Origin of the sequence: Massilia agrisoli, assembly GCF_020831365.1 — a bacterium.
GTDB lineage: Bacteria > Pseudomonadota > Gammaproteobacteria > Burkholderiales > Burkholderiaceae_D > Telluria_A > Telluria_A agrisoli.
In genome coordinates, this window is sequence record NZ_JAJHPV010000020.1 from 212,940 (window position 1) to 232,765 (window position 19,826).

General features: G+C 64.0%; 19 protein-coding genes. 9 read left to right on the forward strand and 10 right to left on the reverse strand.

Annotated elements, in window-relative coordinates:
• Nucleotides 1-4 precede the first annotated feature (4 nt).
• The 6 genes from LMJ30_RS17550 to LMJ30_RS17575 all read right to left on the reverse strand — a co-directional run bounded on the left by LMJ30_RS17550 (nt 5) and on the right by LMJ30_RS17575 (nt 6,796).
• A complete protein-coding gene (locus LMJ30_RS17550; RefSeq protein ID WP_229433722.1) occupies nt 5-1,819 on the reverse strand; it encodes a methyl-accepting chemotaxis protein in 1,815 nt (604 codons plus the stop codon).
• A gap of 148 nt (nt 1,820-1,967) precedes the next feature.
• On the reverse strand, nt 1,968-3,200 hold the full coding sequence (locus LMJ30_RS17555) for an argininosuccinate synthase (protein WP_229433723.1): 1,233 nt from the start codon (nt 3,198-3,200) through the stop codon (nt 1,968-1,970).
• A gap of 112 nt (nt 3,201-3,312) precedes the next feature.
• Complete coding sequence (argF, locus tag LMJ30_RS17560; protein WP_229433724.1) at nt 3,313-4,236, reverse strand: ornithine carbamoyltransferase; 924 nt, start codon at nt 4,234-4,236, stop codon at nt 3,313-3,315.
• A 78-nt stretch (nt 4,237-4,314) separates the two neighbouring features.
• A complete protein-coding gene (gene rsgA / locus LMJ30_RS17565) occupies nt 4,315-5,205 on the reverse strand; it encodes a ribosome small subunit-dependent GTPase A (RefSeq protein ID WP_229433725.1) in 891 nt (296 codons plus the stop codon).
• A complete protein-coding gene (locus LMJ30_RS17570; protein WP_229433726.1) occupies nt 5,202-5,534 on the reverse strand; it encodes a 4a-hydroxytetrahydrobiopterin dehydratase in 333 nt (110 codons plus the stop codon). Before LMJ30_RS17570 ends, rsgA begins: the two co-directional genes overlap by 4 nt.
• Complete coding sequence (locus LMJ30_RS17575) at nt 5,531-6,796, reverse strand: M48 family metallopeptidase (RefSeq protein WP_229433727.1); 1,266 nt, start codon at nt 6,794-6,796, stop codon at nt 5,531-5,533. Before LMJ30_RS17575 ends, LMJ30_RS17570 begins: the two co-directional genes overlap by 4 nt.
• 47 nt (nt 6,797-6,843) lie before the next feature.
• Between LMJ30_RS17575 and orn the strand changes: the two genes are divergently transcribed.
• Nucleotides 6,844-7,428, forward strand: coding sequence for an oligoribonuclease (gene orn / locus LMJ30_RS17580; RefSeq protein ID WP_229433728.1), 585 nt, complete (start codon nt 6,844-6,846; stop codon nt 7,426-7,428).
• A 66-nt stretch (nt 7,429-7,494) separates the two neighbouring features.
• On the opposite strand, the gene LMJ30_RS17585 is transcribed toward orn, so the two are convergent.
• The gene (locus tag LMJ30_RS17585; protein ID WP_229433729.1) at nt 7,495-8,031 is read right to left on the reverse strand and encodes a hypothetical protein; all 537 of its coding nucleotides are present in this window, start codon (nt 8,029-8,031) and stop codon (nt 7,495-7,497) included.
• A gap of 165 nt (nt 8,032-8,196) precedes the next feature.
• Here LMJ30_RS17585 and LMJ30_RS17590 point away from each other — a divergent pair, with 165 nt between their 5' ends.
• From LMJ30_RS17590 to LMJ30_RS17600, 3 genes are all read left to right on the forward strand, one after another.
• The gene (locus LMJ30_RS17590; RefSeq protein WP_229433730.1) at nt 8,197-10,302 is read left to right on the forward strand and encodes a hypothetical protein; all 2,106 of its coding nucleotides are present in this window, start codon (nt 8,197-8,199) and stop codon (nt 10,300-10,302) included.
• Nucleotides 10,303-10,351: 49 nt separating this feature from the next.
• Complete coding sequence (locus LMJ30_RS17595) at nt 10,352-10,915, forward strand: hypothetical protein (RefSeq protein ID WP_229433731.1); 564 nt, start codon at nt 10,352-10,354, stop codon at nt 10,913-10,915.
• A 77-nt stretch (nt 10,916-10,992) separates the two neighbouring features.
• Complete coding sequence (locus tag LMJ30_RS17600; protein ID WP_229433732.1) at nt 10,993-11,166, forward strand: hypothetical protein; 174 nt, start codon at nt 10,993-10,995, stop codon at nt 11,164-11,166.
• Nucleotides 11,167-11,348: 182 nt separating this feature from the next.
• Here LMJ30_RS17600 and LMJ30_RS17605 read toward each other — a convergent pair whose 3' ends face one another.
• Complete coding sequence (locus tag LMJ30_RS17605) at nt 11,349-12,050, reverse strand: UPF0149 family protein (RefSeq protein ID WP_229433733.1); 702 nt, start codon at nt 12,048-12,050, stop codon at nt 11,349-11,351.
• A gap of 102 nt (nt 12,051-12,152) precedes the next feature.
• Here LMJ30_RS17605 and LMJ30_RS17610 point away from each other — a divergent pair, with 102 nt between their 5' ends.
• The 3 genes from LMJ30_RS17610 to LMJ30_RS17620 all read left to right on the forward strand — a co-directional run bounded on the left by LMJ30_RS17610 (nt 12,153) and on the right by LMJ30_RS17620 (nt 16,348).
• Entirely contained in the window at nt 12,153-13,145 is a 993-nt protein-coding gene (locus tag LMJ30_RS17610) for a serine/threonine protein kinase (protein ID WP_229433734.1), read from the forward strand.
• Between the two features lie 136 nt (nt 13,146-13,281).
• Nucleotides 13,282-15,552, forward strand: coding sequence for a coiled-coil domain-containing protein (locus tag LMJ30_RS17615; protein WP_229433735.1), 2,271 nt, complete (start codon nt 13,282-13,284; stop codon nt 15,550-15,552).
• Nucleotides 15,553-15,628: 76 nt separating this feature from the next.
• A complete protein-coding gene (locus LMJ30_RS17620) occupies nt 15,629-16,348 on the forward strand; it encodes a substrate-binding periplasmic protein (RefSeq protein ID WP_229433736.1) in 720 nt (239 codons plus the stop codon).
• A 48-nt stretch (nt 16,349-16,396) separates the two neighbouring features.
• Here LMJ30_RS17620 and LMJ30_RS17625 read toward each other — a convergent pair whose 3' ends face one another.
• Together LMJ30_RS17625 and LMJ30_RS17630 are read right to left on the reverse strand one after the other, a co-directional pair.
• Complete coding sequence (locus tag LMJ30_RS17625; RefSeq protein ID WP_229433737.1) at nt 16,397-16,768, reverse strand: DUF8785 domain-containing protein; 372 nt, start codon at nt 16,766-16,768, stop codon at nt 16,397-16,399.
• A gap of 73 nt (nt 16,769-16,841) precedes the next feature.
• Nucleotides 16,842-17,882, reverse strand: a complete 1,041-nt coding sequence (locus LMJ30_RS17630; protein WP_229433738.1) for a DUF475 domain-containing protein — start codon at nt 17,880-17,882, stop codon at nt 16,842-16,844.
• 143 nt (nt 17,883-18,025) lie between these two features.
• Between LMJ30_RS17630 and LMJ30_RS17635 the strand changes: the two genes are divergently transcribed.
• The gene (locus LMJ30_RS17635) at nt 18,026-18,445 is read left to right on the forward strand and encodes a divergent PAP2 family protein (RefSeq protein WP_229433739.1); all 420 of its coding nucleotides are present in this window, start codon (nt 18,026-18,028) and stop codon (nt 18,443-18,445) included.
• Nucleotides 18,446-18,646: 201 nt separating this feature from the next.
• Nucleotides 18,647-19,825 carry an efflux RND transporter periplasmic adaptor subunit gene (locus tag LMJ30_RS17640; protein WP_229433740.1) on the forward strand — a complete coding sequence of 393 codons (1,179 nt, stop codon included), beginning with the start codon at nt 18,647-18,649 and terminating at the stop codon, nt 19,823-19,825.
• Nucleotide 19,826: the final 1 nt, after the last annotated feature.

A 19,826-nucleotide genomic window follows, 5' to 3' on the forward strand; every position in this document is an offset into this window, starting at 1 on the left:
CTGCTTAGTTGGTGACCGCGAAGGTGGCCACCGACGATTGCAGGTCGCTGGCGGCGTACTGCAGCTGGTGCACCGCTTCGCTGGTGGCTTTCAGCGACTCGACGGTCTGCTGGGTGGCGTCGTTCAACTGCATCATGGTCTCCGAAATCTGGCTGGCGCCGACGGCCTGCGACTGCATCCCCTGCAGCACCACGTCGAACTGCGGCGCCAGCTTCTGGACCTGGTCCATGACCGACGACAGCTGCTCGGCCACCTGGCTGACCTCGCCCACGCTGCGGCGGATCTCTTCGGAGAACTTGTCCATGCCCATGACGCTGGCCGATACCGCCGACTGCATCTCCTTGAGCATCTGCTCGATGTCCCAGGTCGACACCGAGGTCTGGTCGGCCAGGCGGCGGATCTCGGTGGCCACCACGGAGAACCCGCGTCCGGCGTCGCCCGCTTTTTCCGCCTCGATCGCGGCATTGAGCGACAGGATGTTGGTCTGGTCGGCGACCTTGGTGATGGTGGTCAGCACGCTGTTGATGTTGCTGGCCTTTTCGGACAGCGCGGCCAGCTTGGCGTTGATCGAATCGGTTGCCGCCACCATGTTCTGCATGGTCTGGTCCATGCGGCGCAGGTTGTTCTGGGCGTCGGCGGTGGCGCTGGTGGTGTAGTCGGCCACCGCGGTCGCGTCTTCCATCGTCTTGAGCAGCTGCGCGGTATTGGCCGACATCTCCTTGGTGGTCGACAGGATCTCGACGCTGGTTTGCGCCTGTTCGACGCCGGTTGCTTCCTGCTGCTTGGCCGAGGCGGCGATCTCGGTGGCCGAGGTGGTCACCTGGATGCCGGCCTTCTGGACGTTGTTGATCAGCTGGCGCAAGTTCTCGACCATGGTTTTCAGGCCATCGCCCATGCGGCCGATGGCGTCCTCGCCGCTGACGGTGACGCTGCCGGTCAGGTCGCCGCTGGCGGCCTTCGACACCACGTCGAGCAGCGCATCGACCTTGGCGCGCAGTTCGTTGGCAGCGGCCAGTTCCTTGGCCTGGCTGTCCTCGATGGCCTGGGCCATGCGGTTGAATTCCGTGGTGACTTCACCGAGTTCGTCGCGCGACAGCACGCGCGCGCGCGCCGACTGGTCGCCGGCGGCGATCTGGCCAACCACCTGGGTCAGGTTGTTCAGTGGCGTCAGCAGGGCCCGGCCCAGCATCACCGCGATCGTCGAGGCAAGCAGGATGCAGATCGTGCCGCCGGCAACCAGCACCATCGACATCGATCGCTGCAGTTCGGCCGATTCGGCAGAGCGTTGCGTCAGCAGGCGGTTCTCTTCAGCCGCTACCTCCGCCAGCATCCTGCGTAACTCCGCTACCGAGGTGAAACCGGCGTTCAGTTCCGGTGCGCGGGCGATCTGCTCGGTGGCGCCGGGCGCCTGGCCAAGCGCGCGGCGCTTTGCGGTCAATGGACGAATCACGTTTTTGAGCCATGAGTCGATGGTGGCGTCGACCTTGCGAATGCGTTCCTGCTGCACGGGGTTGTCGGCGGTCAGGCTGATCGCGTAGTTGACGTTTTTGTGCAGCAGGGCTTCCTCGTCGATTTCGGGCGTCAAAAAGCGTTCGTCGCCGGTCAGCAGGTAACCACGCACCTGGTTCTGGATATCCAGCACATTGGCGCCGATCTGGTCGGCTTCGAGCAGCACTTCCAGCGTGTGGCGGTCGAGGCGGGTGGCCTCAGATACTTTTGAGAAATTGTTGTAGGCGAGAACGAGCAAAACCAGCAAGATCGCGACAATGGCGCCGAAGCCGGCGTAGAGTTTTTGCTTGATGCTAAGGTCTTGCAGCATAGTTTCTCCAGATACCAAAATTTGTGCCCCGAATGTAACATTTTGACGGGCCGGGCGGGGCGTTTTCACAGGAGAAAATCGCTTGTGTTGCTTTGGCGTGAACGAAAAAGGCCGCCCAGGGGCGGCCTTCGAATGCGGCAAAGCTAGGTTACTGGCCCCGTTTTTCGCGTGCCTTGGCCGCAATGCGCATGCGCAGCGCGTTCAGCTTGATGAAGCCGCCCGCATCGGCCTGGTTGTAGGCGCCGCCGTCTTCGTCGAAGGTCGCGATGTTCATGTCGAACAGCGAATCGGTCTTCGAATCGCGCGAGACGACGATCACATTTCCCTTGTAGAGCTTGATCCGTACCCAGCCGTTGACGGTCTGCTGGGTGTGGTCGATCAGGGTCTGGATCGCGACGCGCTCAGGCGCCCACCAGTAGCCGTTGTAGATCATCGACGCGTAGCGCGGCATCAGGTCGTCCTTCAGGTGCGCCACTTCGCGGTCGAGGGTGATCGATTCGATCGCGCGGTGCGCGCGCAGCATGATGGTGCCGCCCGGGGTTTCGTAGCAGCCGCGCGACTTCATGCCGACGTAGCGGTTTTCGACCAGGTCGAGGCGGCCGATGCCATGCTTGCCGCCGAGGCGATTGAGTTCGGTCAGCACCGCGGCCGGCGACATGCGCACGCCGTTCAGGGCGACGATGTCGCCTTTTTCGTATTCGATGTCGAGGTATTCCGGGGTGTCCGGCGCCGCTTCAGGGCTGACCGTCCAGCGCCACATCGATTCCTCGGCTTCCGCGCTCGGGTTTTCCAGGTGGCGGCCTTCGAAGGAGATGTGCAGCAGGTTGGCGTCCATCGAGTAAGGCGCGCCGCCGTTCTTGTGCTTCATGTCGACCGCGATGCCAGCGTCTTCCGCGTACTTGAGCAGCTTCTCGCGCGACAGCAGGTCCCACTCGCGCCATGGCGCGATGATCTTGACATCAGGTTTCAGCGCGTAGGCGCCCAGTTCAAAGCGCACCTGGTCGTTGCCCTTGCCGGTGGCGCCGTGCGAGATCGCGTCGGCGCCGGTTTCGCGCGCGATCTCGATCAGGCGCTTGGCGATCAAGGGACGCGCGATCGAGGTGCCCAGCAGGTACTCGCCTTCGTAGACGGTGTTCGCGCGGAACATCGGGAACACGAAGTCGCGCACGAATTCTTCGCGTACGTCGTCGATATAGATGTTTTCAGGCTTGATGCCGAACTTGATCGCTTTGGCGCGCGCAGGCTCGAGCTCTTCGCCCTGGCCCAGGTCGGCCGTGAAGGTGACGATTTCGCAGCCGTAGTTATCCTGAAGCCATTTCAGGATGACGGAGGTATCGAGGCCGCCGGAGTAGGCGAGAACTACTTTTTTGATGTCGCTCATGGGAGTTCCAGTGTAAGACGTGGGGAGGGGTTAATGGTCAGCCGGCCCTTGGGAACGCCGCTCCTGCAAACAGGAGCGAAGGCCGACGATAGTACAGGGTTGGTGGTAAAGGTTATTTGTTATCGATACGTCCGAGCAGCAGGTATTCGATCAGGGCTTTCTGCACATGCAGGCGGTTTTCGGCCTCGTCCCAGACGACCGACTGCGGGCCGTCGATGACTTCGGCGGAGACTTCCTCGCCGCGGTGGGCAGGCAGGCAGTGCATGAACAGCGCTTCCTTGTCGGCCCGCGCCATCTTGGCCGAGTCGACGATGAAGCCGTCGAAGGCGGCCAGGCGTTCGGCGTTTTCCTTCTCGTAGCCCATGCTGGTCCACACGTCGGTGTTGACCAGGTGCGCGCCTTCGCAGGCGTCGGATGGGTTGGCGAAGAAGGTGTAGCGCTCGGTCGACACCAGCGAAGGGTCGATGTCGTAGCCCTTCGGGGTCGACACGTTCAGGTGGAAGCCGAACACTTCGGCCGCCTGCAGCCACGAATACAGCATGTTGTTGGCGTCGCCGATCCAGGCCACCGTCTTGCCGGTGATCGAGCCGCGGTGTTCGACGAAGGTGAAGATGTCGGCCAGGACCTGGCACGGGTGGTGTTCGTTGGTCAGGCCGTTAATCACCGGTACGCGCGAATTGGCGGCGAAACGCTCGATGATCTCCTGGCCGAAGGTGCGCACCATGATGATGTCGCACATGCGGCTCATGACCTGGCCCGCGTCTTCCACCGGTTCGCCGCGTCCCAGCTGGCTGTCGCGGGTGTTCAGGTAAATGGCGGCGCCGCCCAGCTGGTGCATGCCAGCCTCGAACGACAGGCGGGTGCGGGTCGAATTCTTCTCGAAGACCATCACCAGGGTACGGTCGATCAGCGGGTGGTAGATCTCATAGTTCTTGAACTTCTGCTTGATGACGCTGGCGCGTTCGATCACATACTCGAATTCGTCGCGGGTGAAGTCGGAGAACTGCAGGAAGTGCTTGATCGGATTCGTAGGCATGATGACAACTTGGATACGTGTATCCATACAATTATAAGGGTTTTGCCAAGGCGCCGCCGGGGACGCCCGCGGCGGGCCTTAATACAGCGTTTGCGCCGATTCGTGCAGCAGCTGTTTGTAGAGCGCGTGGCGGAATGGCGCGATCTTGCCGGCGGCGACAGCTTCCAGTACCGCGCACTGCGGCTCGATCAGGTGGCGGCAGTTGTAGAACTTGCAGCCGCCCAGGTAAGGCTTGAACTCGACGAAAGCGCGCTCGATCATCCCCTCGGTGAGGTGGTACAGCCCGAACTCCTGGAAGCCCGGCGAATCGATGATCTGCGACTCGCCCGGCATCTTGTACAGGCGGGTGAAGGTGGTGGTGTGCTTGCCGGTGTCGAGGGCTGCCGAGATTTCGCGCACCGCGATGTCGGCGTCCGGCACCAGGAGGTTGATCAGGGAAGACTTGCCCATGCCCGACTGGCCGATGAAGATCGACGACTGGCCTTCGAGCAGCGGCTTCAGCGTGGCCACCGCGTGCTCGGGATGGGCGCGCGCCGACACCTCATGCACCGGGTAGCCGAGCGACGCATACATCACCAGGCGCTCGCGCGCCTTGGGCAGCAGGTCGGCCACGTCGGTCTTGTTGAGGATGAGGTGGGCGTCGATGCCGGCCGCTTCGGCCGCCACCAGCGAGCGCGAAATCAGGTCGTCGGCAAAGCCAGGTTCGGTGGCGACGACGATGAAGAGGCGGGTCAGGTTTGCCGCCAGCAGCTTGGACTTGTACTGGTCGGAGCGGTACAGCAGCGTCTTGCGCTCGGTGATCGCTTCGATGACGGCCTGGTTGTCCGAGGTCTTGGCCAGCTTGACGATGTCGCCCACCGCCACATTGGTCTTTTTACCGCGCGTGACGCACTGGAGCATCTCGCCGTCGGCGTCGGCCAGGTAGTGGCGCCCGTGGGCGGCGATGATGGTGCCGAGCAGGGCGCTCATGCGCCGGCCCGCTGCGCGTACAGCGCGTCGGCCTTGGCAGCGCAGATGAAATCGTTGTTGGTCAGGCTGCCGCCGGCCGAATGGGTGCAATAGCTGACGGTGCAGCTGTTGTAGGTGACAAGCAGGTCGGGGTGGTGGTCCTGCTGGTGGGTCATCCACGCCAGCGCGTTCACGAAGGCGATGGTCTCGTGATAGTCGCGTAGCGCAAAGCGGCGCTCGAGGCGCGCGCCGCTGATGGCCCAGCCGTCGAGCTCCGCCAGCAGGCTGGCCACGTCCGGCGCGTCAAGCGCGGCGGGGGAGAACGTGCAGTTCATGTCGCGCAGGCTCATTGTGCCGCCGCCAGGTTAAGTTGGCGGATGCGCACCGATGCCGGCGGGTGCGAATCGTAGAAGGCCGAGTGCAGCGGATCGGGGGTCAGGGTCGAGGCGTTATCCTCGTACATCTTGACCAGCGCCGATACCAGGTCGCCCGCTTCGGTGTGCTTGGCGGCGAAGGCATCGGCCTCGAACTCGTGCTTGCGCGAGCTGATCGAGGTCAGCGGCGACAGCACGAAGGTAAATACCGGCAGCACCAGCATGAACAAAATCAGCGCCATGGCGTCGTTGCCGGCGCCAAGCAGCGGCTCGACGCCCAGGCCGGTGTAGAACCACGGCTGCTCTTTCAGGTAGCCGAGCAGGGCGAGGAAGCCGAGCGAGACGGCGAACATCACCGCGATGCGCTTGATGATGTGCTTGAGCTTGAAGTGGCCCAGTTCGTGCGCGAGCACGGCTTCGATCTCCTGCGGCGCGAGGCGCGACAGCAGGGTGTCGAAGAACACGATGCGCTTGTTGGCGCCGAAGCCCGAGAAGTAGGCGTTGCCGTGCGCGCTGCGCTTGGAGCCGTCCATCACGAACAGGCCCTTGGAAGCAAAGCCGACACGCTGCATCAGGCCTTCGATGCGCGCTTTCAGGCTGTCGTCGGCCAGCGGCGTGAACTTGTTGAACATCGGCGCGATCACGGTCGGGTACAGCACCATCATCAACAGCTGGAAACCGCTCCACACCAGCCAGGCGTAGAACCACCACAGCGGGCCGGTCTTGTCCATCAGGGTCAGCACCACCCACACCAGCGGCAGGCCGATGGCCGCGCCCAGCAGGACGCCCTTGACCATATCGGCGATCCACAGCTTGACCGTCATCTTGTTAAAGCCGAAGCGTTCTTCGAGCACGAACTGGCGGTAGTAGTCGACTGGCAGGTCGATCAGGCCCGAGACCAGCGCGAACGCGGCGATCAGTCCGAGCTGGAAGGCCATGCCCGGGCCGGTGGCGTCAAGGACGGCCAGCGACAGCGCCTGCAAGCCGCCCAGCAGGGTGAAGCCGATCAGGACAAAACCGCCGACCAGGGTGGCCAGCATGCCGAACCGGGTCTTGGCGACCGTGTAGTCGGCCGCCTTCTGGTGCGCGTCGAGCGGAATCCGGGACGCGAATTCGGCCGGCACCTGGGCGCGGTGGGCGAGCACGTGGCGCACCTGCCTGCCCGCCAGCCAGAACCGCAGCGACAGGGAGATAGCGAAGAAACTGACGAACAAAATCGAAAACACGAGTGAATACATTCTGTGCCTGTGAGAAAATGCAGGATTGTTTAGGCCAAGAGAGAATTATGTCACATGCCACCGATTTAGCAGCACCGGCCGCGCCGCAGCGCCCGAATGAGTTCAACCTGGTTTGGGTTGACATGGAAATGACGGGACTGGACCCGGACACCGACCGCATCATCGAAGTGGCCGTCGTGGTCACCGACATGCACCTGAACGTGCTGGCCGAAGGCCCGGTATTCGCCATCCACCAGTCGGACGAGACGCTGGACAAGATGGATGCGTGGAACAAGGGCACCCACGGCCGTTCGGGCCTGATCGATCGCGTCAAGGCCTCGACCGTGACCGAAGCCGACGCCGAAGCGGCGCTGATCACCTTCCTGAAGAATTTTGTGCCGGCGAACAAGTCGCCGATGTGCGGCAACACGATTTGCCAGGACCGCCGCTTCATGGCGCGCGGCATGCCGAAGCTGGAAGCGTTCTTCCACTATCGCAACCTGGATGTGTCGACGCTGAAGGAGCTGTGCCGCCGCTGGAAGCCTGAGATCGTGGGCGGTTTCAAGAAGCACCAGAAGCACACGGCGCTGGCCGATATTATCGAGTCGGTTGAAGAGCTGAAGTATTACCGCGAGCATTTCATCAAGCTGTAACGCGAATTCGGCGGATGCGGGCCTTGCCCTTGTCCGCCCTACGCACCCCGCATCGCCGGGTTCAGCTTACGACTGTACCGCCGGCAAACACTGGGCGCGCGGATCAAGCGCCGCCGCGCGCACCTTGCGGCTGGCCTGGCGCGACGCCGCATTCGTCTTGAACACCACGCAAGCCCCATCCTCGGCAATCCTGGTCACCGTGGTTAGCGCCCCGCGCCTGGAGCGGTCCGCCACCGTATCGACCGTATTGACGCGCACTACCAGTCCGACCGGCACCAGCTTGCCGTTGCGCTTGACCATGTGCCATTCGGCCTTGCGTCCCACCGTCGAATACCCGGAACTGACCACATCCCAGAAATTGAGCGGCAGGTTGCGGCGGGCTGGCGGCACCACGTCGATCGAGGTGCGCCCATCCTCGTCATGCACCAGCAGTTTGTAACCTGCCACCCCCTGGCACTGGCGCGTGGCCGCGCCGGTCTCGCGGTCGAAGGACAAGATCTTGCAGGCCTTGCCGTGCAGGTCGGTGGTGACGGTGGCAGGGTAGGCGGGCGTGCCGCTGCTGAAAGCGGTGAGCGCAACAAGCGCGGTGAGTGAGCGGATCATGGCGGTTCCTGGCTGGTGGACGCGGATGCCATTTCATTTTCATACGGCAAATGCGCGCCATATTGGGCCAGCGCAATCACTCAGCAGATGAGCCCGGCTGGGGGCACGCCCAACGGTAAAGCACGTTATATTTCAAGTATTGCAATACCACGCTGCGACAGGACCATGCTGACATTCGTGCGCGCAACCGGAGAGCGCCTCAGGGAAACCGGCTCGATCTTGTGGCGCTGCTTCTACAGCGTCACCCTGACCATCTTGTGCTCGATCGGCCTGGCATTCATCCCGCAAGGGATCGAGTCGCTGCGCCTGGTGAGCCAGCCGGGCTGGAATTTCACGGTCTTTGCGGTGTCTGTGGCGAGCTGGTCGCTGGCGGCCTGGTACAGCGCGCGCCTGACACTGGGCCGCATCTTCGCCGGCAACGCCATTGTCGACAGGTCGGACACGCCTTACGTGCGCTGGCTGCGCACCTGGTTGCCGCGCCTGCTAGGCGTGTTGCCGCCGACCCTGCTGACCGTGCGCTACCAGTTGCTGGGCGAACCGGTGCTGGCGCTGGCCTTCGCCGGCATCGCGCTGGCCATCGGCGCGTTCGTGCTGGCGCCGCACCGCTGGTTTGGCTCGCCGCTGAGCCGCATGCCGGGCAGCGAGGCGTCGCTGCGCTTCGTGGAGCTGCAGAAGCGCACGGTGGTCACGGTGGTGACGGTGATCCTGCTGTCGTTCGCCTTGCTGCTGGCAATCTGGTGGAAGCCCGTCGAGGTCGGCAACATCGTGACCGCGCCTTCCTTGATGTGTTTCGCGTTCGGCAGCTGGATCCTGTTCGGCGACCTGGTGCTGACGTATTACTTCCGCCATTTCAAGCTGCCGTCGATGGCGGCCATGCCCTTGCTGCTGTTTGTGCTGTTCAGCCCGTGGAACGACAATCACGAAGTGGCCCAGCTCGACGTCGCGCCGGGGCCGTCGGTGCGTCCTGCGGGCCCGGACCGCTTCCATGCATGGCTGGCGGCGCACCAGGCCAGCGGCGCGCTCAAGGCAGGCCAGCCGTTTCCGGTGTTCCTGGTGGCGGCCGAGGGCGGCGGGCTGCGCGGGGCTTACTGGACGGCCATGGTGCTGGCGAAACTGCAGGACGACAGCGGGCGGCGCTTCGCCGACCATGTCTTTGCGCTGAGCGGGGTATCCGGCGGCAGCCTGGGCGGGACCGTGTTTGCGGCACTGGTGGCCGACCAGCATAGCGGGGCGCTGGCCCATGCGCCCTGCGCCACGCATGGCCAGGTGGCGTTCCAGGCCTGCGCCACGGCCGTGCTGCGGCGCGACTTCCTCTCACCCATCCTGGGCTATTTGTTGTATCCGGACATGGTTCAGCGCTTCCTGCCCGTGCCAGTCGCGGCGGCCGACCGGGCGCGGGCCATGGAGCTGGCTTGGCAAACCGGCTGGACCGACTCGGTGGGCAGCGAGCGGCTATCGCAGCGTTTCGACACGCTGTGGGAAGGGCAGGCCGGGCTGCGGGTGCCGTCCTTGCTGCTGAACGCCACGGTGGTCGACGGCGGTAACCGCATCATTGCCAGCAACATCGCGATCGACGGCAGTTTTCCGGACGCCTTCGATGCCTACCACGAACTGATCGACCTGCGCCGCATGAGCCTGGCAACGGCCGTGCACAACAGCGCCCGCTTCAGCTACCTGAGTCCGGCAGGCACGGTGTATGCATGCCGCGACGCGGGGAAGCTGGTGCCCTGCGCGAGCGGCGGCAAGCGCGAGCCGTGGGGCAGGGTGATCGACGGCGGCTACTTCGAGAACTCCGGCGTGGAAACCCTGCGCGACCTGCTGTTTGCGATGCGGCCGGTGTTGCGCCAATGGCGCAAGCAGGGCTATGACATTGAGCCGGTGGTCATCGTCATCAGTAACTCGCCCGGTGCGATTGCGCCGTCGGGCAAGCTCGACCCGAATTCGGCACGGCTGGACCAGGCCTTCTTGTCGGAACTGCTGGCGCCGCCGATGGGCCTGTTCAACACGCGCGCCGCGCGCGCCACGTTTGCCGTCACCGCCGAGCGGCGCGACATGAGCGTGCTGCTGCCGCCCGACGCCGAGCGCTTCCTGTGGTTCGGCATTACCACCGCCAACGATACCCCGCTTGCATGGGCATTGTCGGACCGGACCTTCAACGGCATCGACCGGCTGACGAAAACACCACAAAGTGCTCGCTTGCCGTTCGACAAAGTGTTAAAACGTATCCCTACGGCACAAAATTTCGTGCGCGCGGTTCAAGCTGTGCCCTAACTCTGTAGAATGCCTCGTTTCCGCTATCAAAGTTAATCGACAACTCACCGTGCAAATAACAACTGACCGCGCAGCAGAAGAAGCAACCCTGACCATTGCGAGGGGAATCGCAACCGACCACCTGCACCGGCGCGCGGACCTGTGCGGCATCTTCATGGATGCGTTGACCTCCGTCCCCCCGACCATCTTCCACCACGACAATCCCGCGCACGGCGTATTCACCCGCAAGTCGGGCCACATCACGATCGACTGGAAGCGCGTGTTCGAGCGCGCCAGCATGGTGTCACTGAACCTGGTCTCGGACGACTCGCTGGCGCTGGCCGACACTGCGCTGACCCTGTGCGCGCGCCACCTCGCCGGGCCGCGGCTCGACGTGGGCGCCGACGAGGCCACCGTGCTCTGCGCAATCTGGAGCTACCGCAACGTCGACGGCCGCATCGACGTGCAATCGGCGCACCAGGTAGCGACGCAGAATTTCTCGCTGCGCGCGATGGGCGAGCTGGAAGAAGAGCGCTTCGAAGCCATTCTGTTTGCGCTGGGCCGGATGCGCATCCTTGGCTTCACCGACTCGATGATCACGATGCCCGACACGGTCGAGCTGTCGTATTCATAGGCTGCAATGTTGCCTGCCGCACGGTGAGGCTGCCGGGTCCGCCGTAAGGTAAGGGCTGACCATCACAGGAGGCAACCATGAGCAAGCACAAACAGGACAAGAGCGAACAACTGCAACGCGAAGAGCAGCAGGTCCAGCAGGAAGCCAACGAAAACCGCCAGGCGGCGGAAACGGAAGAAGTAGCCGGCCGCCACAAGAACGACGGCCAGAAAAGCCACGAAGGCGCCGACAAGGGCCCGCGCGGCCAATAAAACTTCGGGGTCAGACCACCGATTTTTTGGAATGTTTCCAAATAGCGATGGTCTGACCCCGATTTTTGTTGGCGCTTATTTTTTTGTAAAAAATTCGGGGTCAGACCACCGTTTTTTTGGAATGTTTCCAAATAGCGGTGGTCTGACCCCGATTTTGTTTTGCGAGTTTTGCTGGGTGGCGCTTATTCTTTTGCGCCGGCTTCAGCGCCGCAGCATTTCTTGTATTTCTTGCCGCTGCCGCATGGGCAGTCGTCGTTGCGGCCGACTTTCGGTTCTTCACGCTTGACCGTTTGTACCGCAGCCTTGCGCAGCGGTACCCAGAACTTGTGGATCGCCGGCAGGTTCGCTTCGATCTGCTGGGCCAGCTTGTGGGCCTTGGCTGGGTCGTCGACTTCCTTCAGCTCGGATTCTTCGATTTCGTCCGCGCCCAGCAGGTAGATCGGGCGCATCAGCGGCGCGAGGTCGGATTCCCAGATCGGCTGCCATGATCCCGGGCGCAGTTCCATGCCTTCCCAGAAGCCCCAGCACCAGGCTTCGGCGTCGAGCACGGCGTCGCCGTTGTGCTCGTACTCGCAGAACAGCGGCTCGAATTCCTTCGGCGCGACTTCGAAGGTGACCAGCACTTCGTTCATGAAGCGCATGATCAGGTTGACGATCTTTTCTTCTTCCTTGGCGTTCTTCCACTTCGGCGTGGCGCTGGCGTCTTCGCCCCAGACCTTGACCAGCCACTCGGCCGGCATGATGGTCTCCGGACCGATCGCAATCGCAGTCAGGTAGCCGTGCAGCGTGTCCATCGTCATGGCGTCGTCGGAGCTGCGGTCGGACAGGAGGAACTGGTCGAGTTCGTCGAATTCTTTTTCGGTGAGGGGCTGGTCGAGTTGCATGGTGTGCTTCATGGTGAGGTTGAAGGCGCTAGTTTAACCGCTTGGGGCCCGGCGGCGTGCGAAACTTGTACGCGCCCCTGCCCGCCACCTTACAATTGAGGCATGACGAACCAGCCACCACTTCATCCTTTCGCCGCCCTCGGCCCCGACCGCGTCCTCGATGCACTCGACAGCGTCGGCCTGCGCGGCGATGGCCGCCTTATCGCGCTGAACAGTTATGAGAACCGCGTGTACCAGGTCGGCATGGAGGAGGGGCCGCCGGTGGTGGTCAAGTTCTACCGCCCGCAGCGCTGGAGCGACGCCGCCATCCTCGAGGAGCATGCCTTTGTCGCGGAGCTGGCCGAACGCGAGATTCCGGCGGTGCCGGCGATGGTCATCAATGGCCGCAGCCTGCACGAGTTCGAGGGCTTTCGCCTGGCCGTATTCGAACGCAGGGGAGGGCGCGCACCCGAACTTGGCGACCCCGCCACGCTGGAGTGGATCGGCCGCTTCATCGGCCGCATCCACGCGGTGGGCGCGCTCAAGCCGTTCACCGAACGTCCCGCGCTGACCATCGACACCTTCGGCTACGAGCCGCGCAGCTTCCTGCTTGAAAACGGCTGGATCCCGCCCGAGCTGCTGGCCGCCTACACCAGCGTGGTCGACCAGGCCCTGGCAGGCGTGGCCCATTGCTATGACCGCGCCGGCCAGGCGCCGGTGCTGCGCCTGCACGGCGACTGCCACGCCGGTAACGTGCTGTGGACCGACGCCGGCCCCCATTTCGTCGATTTCGACGACAGCCGCATGGGACCCGCGGTGCAGGACTTGTGGATGCTGCTGTCGGGCGAGCGCGGCGACATGGTGCGCCAGCTTAGCGACGTGCTGGCCGGGTACGAGGACTTCTGCGAGTTCGATCCGCGCCAGCTTTACCTGGTCGAAGCGCTGCGCACCTTGCGCCTGCTGCACTACTCGGCGTGGATCGCGCGCCGCTGGGACGACCCGGCCTTCCCGGCCGCTTTCCCGTGGTTTAACACGCAGCGCTATTGGCAGGACCGCATCCTCGAACTGCGCGAGCAGGTGGCGCTGATGGATGAGCCGCCCCTGTGGCCCGTGTAATTTCGCTAACACCCCAGCTGTAAAGCGCCAATATGCGCCTCTTTTCCCTGCCTTCTCGGTCCTCGGCCGCAGCCCGTCCTGGCCGATAATCATCGCAAGGCCGCCTTTTCGGGTGGCAGTACCGAGCGAGAAGACCATGGATACCGCACCAGCACTGATTGACGACGCCAGCCTGACGATTGACCTGCCACAGGCCCAGGCCGTGCCGCAGGAGGAGTCGCCGACCCGCGCCAAATCGGAAATGCGCGCCATCCATGAAGCCATTGCCCGGGTCGAAGCCGAGGCGAAGGCCTCATGCGCCGCCGAGAGCCGCGCCCATGCCGAATCGCGCGCCCGCGCCCTGGCCGAAGAGCGCGCCGCGATGGACGCCGCCGCTGCCGCCGCCGCGCTGCAGAACGCCCAGGCCTCCGAACAAGCGATCGAAGCCCACCGCGACCGCCTTGAGACGCTGCGCGCCGCCGCCCAGGCCAGCACCGAGCGCCTTGAAGCCGTGCGCCAGGAAACCGCGGAGCTGCGCGCCCGCGTCGAAGCCGACACCCAGATCAAACTGGCCGCCGAAGCGCGCGCCAAAGCCGAAGACGAAGCGCGCCGCCGCGCCGCCGAACAGGTGGAGGCCGAAGCCCGGCTGGCCCAGCAAGCCGCCAAGGCCGCCGACCAGCTGATGGCCGAAACCGAACAAGCCCGCCTGCAGGCAGTCGAGCGCGTGGCAGCCGTGCACGCGGCGCGTGAAGAAGTGGCGTACATCGCCAGCGCCGACGCCCGCCTGGCGACGCTGGCGCGTGAACGCGAGCGCCACGCCAAGGGCGCGCGCCAGACCGCCGAGATGCTGGCCGAGGCCGAAGCCGAAGCGCTTGAGCTGACCGTACAGCGCGAGAAGGCCGACCAGGTGGCACTGGCTTCGGCGTTCGCGCGCGCCGTCGCTGAAGCGCGCGCCCTTGAGGAAGCCCGCGCGCTGGCCCACCTGGAGCAGGAGCGCGAAGCGATCGCCCTGGCGCAGGCCGAGTCCGAGCGCGTGGCCGCCGAGTCGATCCACCTGCGCCTGCAAACCGAAAAAGAACTGCGCGACGCCGCGATCCATCGCGAGCGCGTGGAGCAGATGGCAGCCGCCGGCGCCCAGGCGCGCCGCGAAGCCGAGGCGCGCATCCTGACGGCCACCGAGCAGCGCATCGCGGTCGACCGCCAGCTGCGCGAAGTGGCGCTGGCGCGCACCCGCGCCGAGGAAGAAGCAGCCGAGAAGGTCAGCGCGCGTGTCGAGGCCGAAGCCGAGGCGCTGGAGCACAGCCAGCTGCGTAGCGCGGCGGAAGAACTTGCGGCCGCCGCGGCGCTGCAGGAAGTCCAGGAACAGCAGCGTGCGCGCGCACTGGCAGAAGAACGCGCCGCGCTGGCGCAGGCCGCCAGCGATCTGGCGGCAGCCGAAAACGCAGCCGAACAGGCGGCTGTCGCATCGATCACGGAACAGGTCGAGCTGCAGCGCCAGGCTGCTGCCGCCGCCGCGCGCAAGGCCGAACAGGCAGCGCTGCTGGCGCAAGCGGAGCGCGAACGCGCGCTGGCCGAAGAAGCCGCGCTGCTGCGCCTGCAGGAAAAGCTGGAAGCGGAGAAGGAGGCGGCCAGCGCGGCCCAGGCGCGCGCCGACGCGGAACTGGTGCTGGCCGACCAGCTGCGCCAACAGGCCGACGCCGAGCGCCGCATCGAGCAGGCGCAGTTGGCCGAGATCGAAACCACCCGCGCGCTGGTCGAGCAGGTGGAAGCCGAAGCCGCGCAAAAGTGCGCAGCGGCCGAAGCCGCCGCGGCTCAACTGGAAGCGGCCGCTGAGCTGGCGCGCATCCAGCAGGAACGCGCCCAGGCCGAACTGGCAAAGCTGGCGCTCACCGAAGAACTGCTGGCAGCCGAGCGCGCAGCCGCTTGCGCCGAACGCGAAGCGGCGTCGATGCTGGAGCAGCAGCTGGTGGCGCAGCGCCACAAGGCGGCAGCGGAGGAACGCGCCAGCCAGGCGGCGGCTACCCGTCTCGAATCGGAACAGGCAGCTTGCCTGGCCGCCCAGGCCCGTGCCGACGCCGAGCAGGAAAAAGCGGACATCGCGCGCCAGCTCGAAGTGGCTGCGGAAATCGCGGCGCAAGCGGCGCTCGACAAGCGCAATGCGCAGCGCCAGCTGCTCGACAGCGCGCAGGCCCACGCCGACATGCAGCGCAAGGCCGCAATCACCACCCGCTCGATGGCGGAAGCGAAGCAGAAACTGGCCGAGCTGGAAGCGCGCAGGCTGGAATCGGACACCAAGGCACTGGCTGCAACGCTGGAAGCCATCGCCGTGGAGCAGGCGGAAGTGGCCGCTGGCGCAGCCCAGCGCACGGCGTCGGCGAGCATTACGCGCGAAGTGATCGGGCGCCTGACGCAGCCGGCAAAGCTGTAAGCGCGGCGCTAGACAGACGTATAGGCCGGCCGGTTCGGGTATGATCAAAGCCTGTCACTTATTCTTACTTCGTTTAATGCTCAGGACTTCTTCCTTCCTGTTCGTGCTTGCGCTCGGCGCGCTGCCCGCCCGGGCCGCCGACATGACCTTCCTGGTCGATACCGGCACCGAAATGCCGATGGCGCGGTTTACGGGCTGGGAGCTATCCGGAGGCATTCATTACGATGTCGGCCACGCGCTGGCCAAGGCCATGGGGCGCAACGCAAACTTCATGATCCGTCCGCGCCAACGCATCGTGAGCGCGCTCGAAAAGGGGAGCGCCGATGTTATTTGCGGCTACACGCCGCAGTGGCTTAGCGGGCGTTTCGACTGGAGCCAGCCATTTCTCCCGACCGTGGAAGTGCTGCTGACCAGCGCCGCGGTCGAGCGTCCGCGCAAGCTGTCGGACGTGTCGGGCCAGGTGATCGGCACGGTGCTGGGCTATAAGCATCCGGAGCTGGAACGGGTCCTGGGCGACGGCTTCCTGCGCGACGACGGGCCAACGGCCGAGGCGAGTTTGCGCAAGCTGGCGGTGGGGCGGATGCGCCATGCCGTGACCATCGAATACATCTACCACTACCGCATGAAGCAGCGCGACCTGCCGCTGGCCGTGCATGAGCCGCTGGTGGTCAAGCGTTATGTCACCCAGTGCGCCGTGTCGCCCAAGGGCAGCGTCACGGTTGGCGAGGTGAATGCGGGAATCGCGCAGATGGTGAGCAATGGCGCCGTGACGGCGATTGTCGCGAAATACCGCTAGGGCAGCTGGCTGGACCGATCGCCGTTGAGCTTCATCGCCAGCATCGCATCACTGGGTAACCTGCACCCTCTCTACAAAATACTCCGTCTCGCCGAAGCACGAACTCGGCACACCCCGGTGCTGCGAATAGCTCAGCAAGACGCGCTTGCCGGTGGCTGCGGCCAGCTGGCGCGCCACTTCGTCGTCACGCACGGAAAACGCGAAGCGTTCAGGGATTGCGCCAGGCATGCTCGAGAGCAGGATCTCGCCTTCCCAGGTCTTGCACAGCCATCCCTTGCGCGAGAATTTCTGCAGGTATCCGGCCCGTTCGCCGTCGGAATACGACCAGCTCAGGGTGATCCAGGTGTACAGCGAAAATGCCGCGGCGGCGGCGGCGAGCAGGGCCAGCAGGATGAGGCTCAGGCGTTTTTGTGTCGGCATAAGTGGTGGTTGTTGTTATTGACGGCCAGTGAAGGCTTGTCCATTGTGCCATGCCTCAGGCAGGGGCGACAGGTCAGGATGCCCGTTCACCCGCATGGCGGCGCCGGTGCCGCAGCGACGACCAGATCGACACGACGATAAACGCCACCCCCGACAGGCCGGTGAACCATTCGGGAATGTGATATTCCACGCTGGCGAACATGATGAGAGCGAGGATGCCGATCGCGTAGTGTGCGCCGTGCTCGAGGTAGACAAACTGCTGCAAAGTGCCCTTGTCGACCAGGTACACCGTCATCGAGCGCACGAACATGGCGCCGATGGCCAGCCCAAGCATGATGATGACGACGTCGTTGGTGATGGCGAACGCGCCGATCACGCCGTCAAAGCTGAAGGACGCGTCAAGCACCTCAAGGTACATGAAGCCGCCAAAACTGCCGCGCGAGATTATTTTGCCGATCGAGGGGTCTCGTTCCTCCTCTTCAAGCAAGCCGCTGATCCATTTGACCCCGACATAGATCGCAACGCCGAGCACGCCGGAGGCGAGTACGCTGAGTTTGCGCCCCTGCGGCACCAGCGCCATGGTGCCGAACGCCGCGAGCAGGGTAAGCAGGACCGCCAGCCCTTCCGTGCCGTGCTTGCCGACCTTTTTTTCGATCCAGCCCAGCCAGTGAAGTTGCTTGTCGTCGTCAAACAAGAAGTTGAGGAAGACCAGCAGCAGGAAAGCGCCGCCGAACGACGCAACTTCGGCATGGTGGTCGGTCAGGTGGCGCGAGTATTCGTCCGGGGTCCGGATGGCCATGGTCCAGACATCGCCCAGACCGAGCCCGGTGGCGATGGACACGATCAACAGGGGAAACACCAGCCGCATCCCAAATACCGCCACCAGGATGCCGACCGTGAGGAACAGTTTGCGCCAGAAATCATTCCAATGGCGCAACACCGACGCGTTGACCACGGCATTGTCGAATGACAGCGAGACTTCGAGCACGCCGAGTACGGCCGAGATCCACAGCGCGGCCAGCATTCCCGGGACGCCACCGCGCGTGTAGCCCCACCAGCCGGCCACGGCCATCAGCACCACAGTGACCGCAATGGAAAAGCGGAAGTGCTTCATTCATACCCCTTGGGCTGGTCATGTAAAAAATACCACAGATGCACAGTTTAACCGCTGCCGCGTGGCGGATGGCACAGGGAAGATGGCCGTTTCCCGGCTTGTTCTGCGATAATTCTGGATAGCATTTTTTTATGGAAGCTTTGATGGAATTTATTTACTTAATTACCCCGATCCTGACCTGGCTGGCGGTAGGTCCGATCAAATTCCTGATTAATAGCGCGCGCCACAGGCGCTGGGCGTTTGACCTGGTGGGTAATGGCGGTTTTCCGAGCAATCACAGCGCCGTTGTCACCAGCATGGCGACCCTGATTGCATTACGCGAAGGAATGGCGCATCCTGCGTTTGGCGTTGCCGTCACCCTGGCCTTCATCGTCATGATCGATGCCAACAGCCTGCGCCAGCACGTTGGCCGCCACGCCTCTGCCATCAACCTGCTGCGCACTGGCGCTGACGCAAAAATCCTGCGCGAACGGATGGGTCATACGCTGGTCGAAATTGCCGGGGGAATTGCGACCGGCATCGCCATTGCATTTGCAATCCATTCCCAGTTTTCGGCGCTGTAATTACAGACAGGGGCACTAATTTCCGCATTTCAAGTGCCCTTAAATGCATTTCAGTCGTCCAAAACCGCACTTCATGCATCGAAAACTGCAGTATGAAAGATCGTCAATTGACGGCGCATAGGCCCTCTAGGATACTTCGGCGTTAGCGGTTTTCATTCAAGTTTCGCAATATCAGTCATCATAATTCCCGGAGATATCACAATGCTGCGCAAAACCATTCTTGTCCTTGCCGTCGCAACGACGCTCGTCGCATGTAGCAAGGAATCCAAGGAACCTGCAAAGGCGGGCGCCGGCACCGCCCAGGCGGCCGCCAACAAGGACGCCAAGGCGCCGGTCAAGCTGCTGATTTCTCCGGAAGACCTGCTCACGGTGCAGAGCAACTCGGTCGCCTCGGGCCCGGTCATCACCGGCTCGGTCCAGCCTGAGCGCAAGGCCGACCTGCGCGCCGAAGTTTCGGCCGTGGTGCTGCAGGTGCTGAAAGAGAATGGCGACGTGGTCAAGCGTGGCGACGTGCTGGTCAAGCTTGATGAAACGGCGATCCGCGACAGCCTGAACTCGGCCGAAGCCGCTGCGCGCGCATCCAAGCAGGCACTCGACCAGGCCGAGCGCCAGGTCGAACGCATGAAAACCCTGCGCACCTCCGGCATGACCTCGGCCGCGGCCATGGATGACGCCGAAGTGCGCCGCAACAATGCACTGAGCGACCTGGCTGCCGCCCGCACCCGCGCGGTCCAGGCGCGCCAGCAGCTGCAGCGTACCCTGGTGCGCGCGCCATTTGACGGCGTGGTCAGCGAACGCAAGGTATCGGCCGGCGACACCGCTTCGATCGGCAAGGAACTGCTGAAAGTCATCGACCCGACCAGCATGCGCTTCGAAGGCCGCGTATCGGCCGACCGCATCGCCATGGTCAAGCCAGGCCAGGCGGTCAACTTCCGCATCAATGGCTACCCCGGCCAGGAGTTCCGTGGCGTGGTCAAGCGCGTCGACCCGGCGGCCAATGAAGTCACCCGCCAGGTTGAAGTGCTGGTCGGTTTCGCACCGGGCGCAGCCCAGCCGCGCGTTTCGGGCCTGTACGGCGAAGGCCGTATCGAGGCGGAGACGGCCGCGGCGCTGATGCTGCCTGAAGGTTCGCTGGTCAAGGCCGGCGACTCGGCCTTCGCGTGGCGCCTGAAAGACCGCACCCTGAACAAGGTCGGCATCAAGCTCGGCCCGCGCGATCCGCGCAGCGGCCAGTATGAAGTGCTGAGCGGGCTGGCAGCGGGCGACATCGTGATGCGCTCCGTGAGCTCGACCTTTACGGACGGCCAGAAGGTGGAAATGGCAGCGTCCGCCAAAGTCGCCAGCGCGAACGCTGGCCAGCCAGCCGCACAAGGAAAATAAG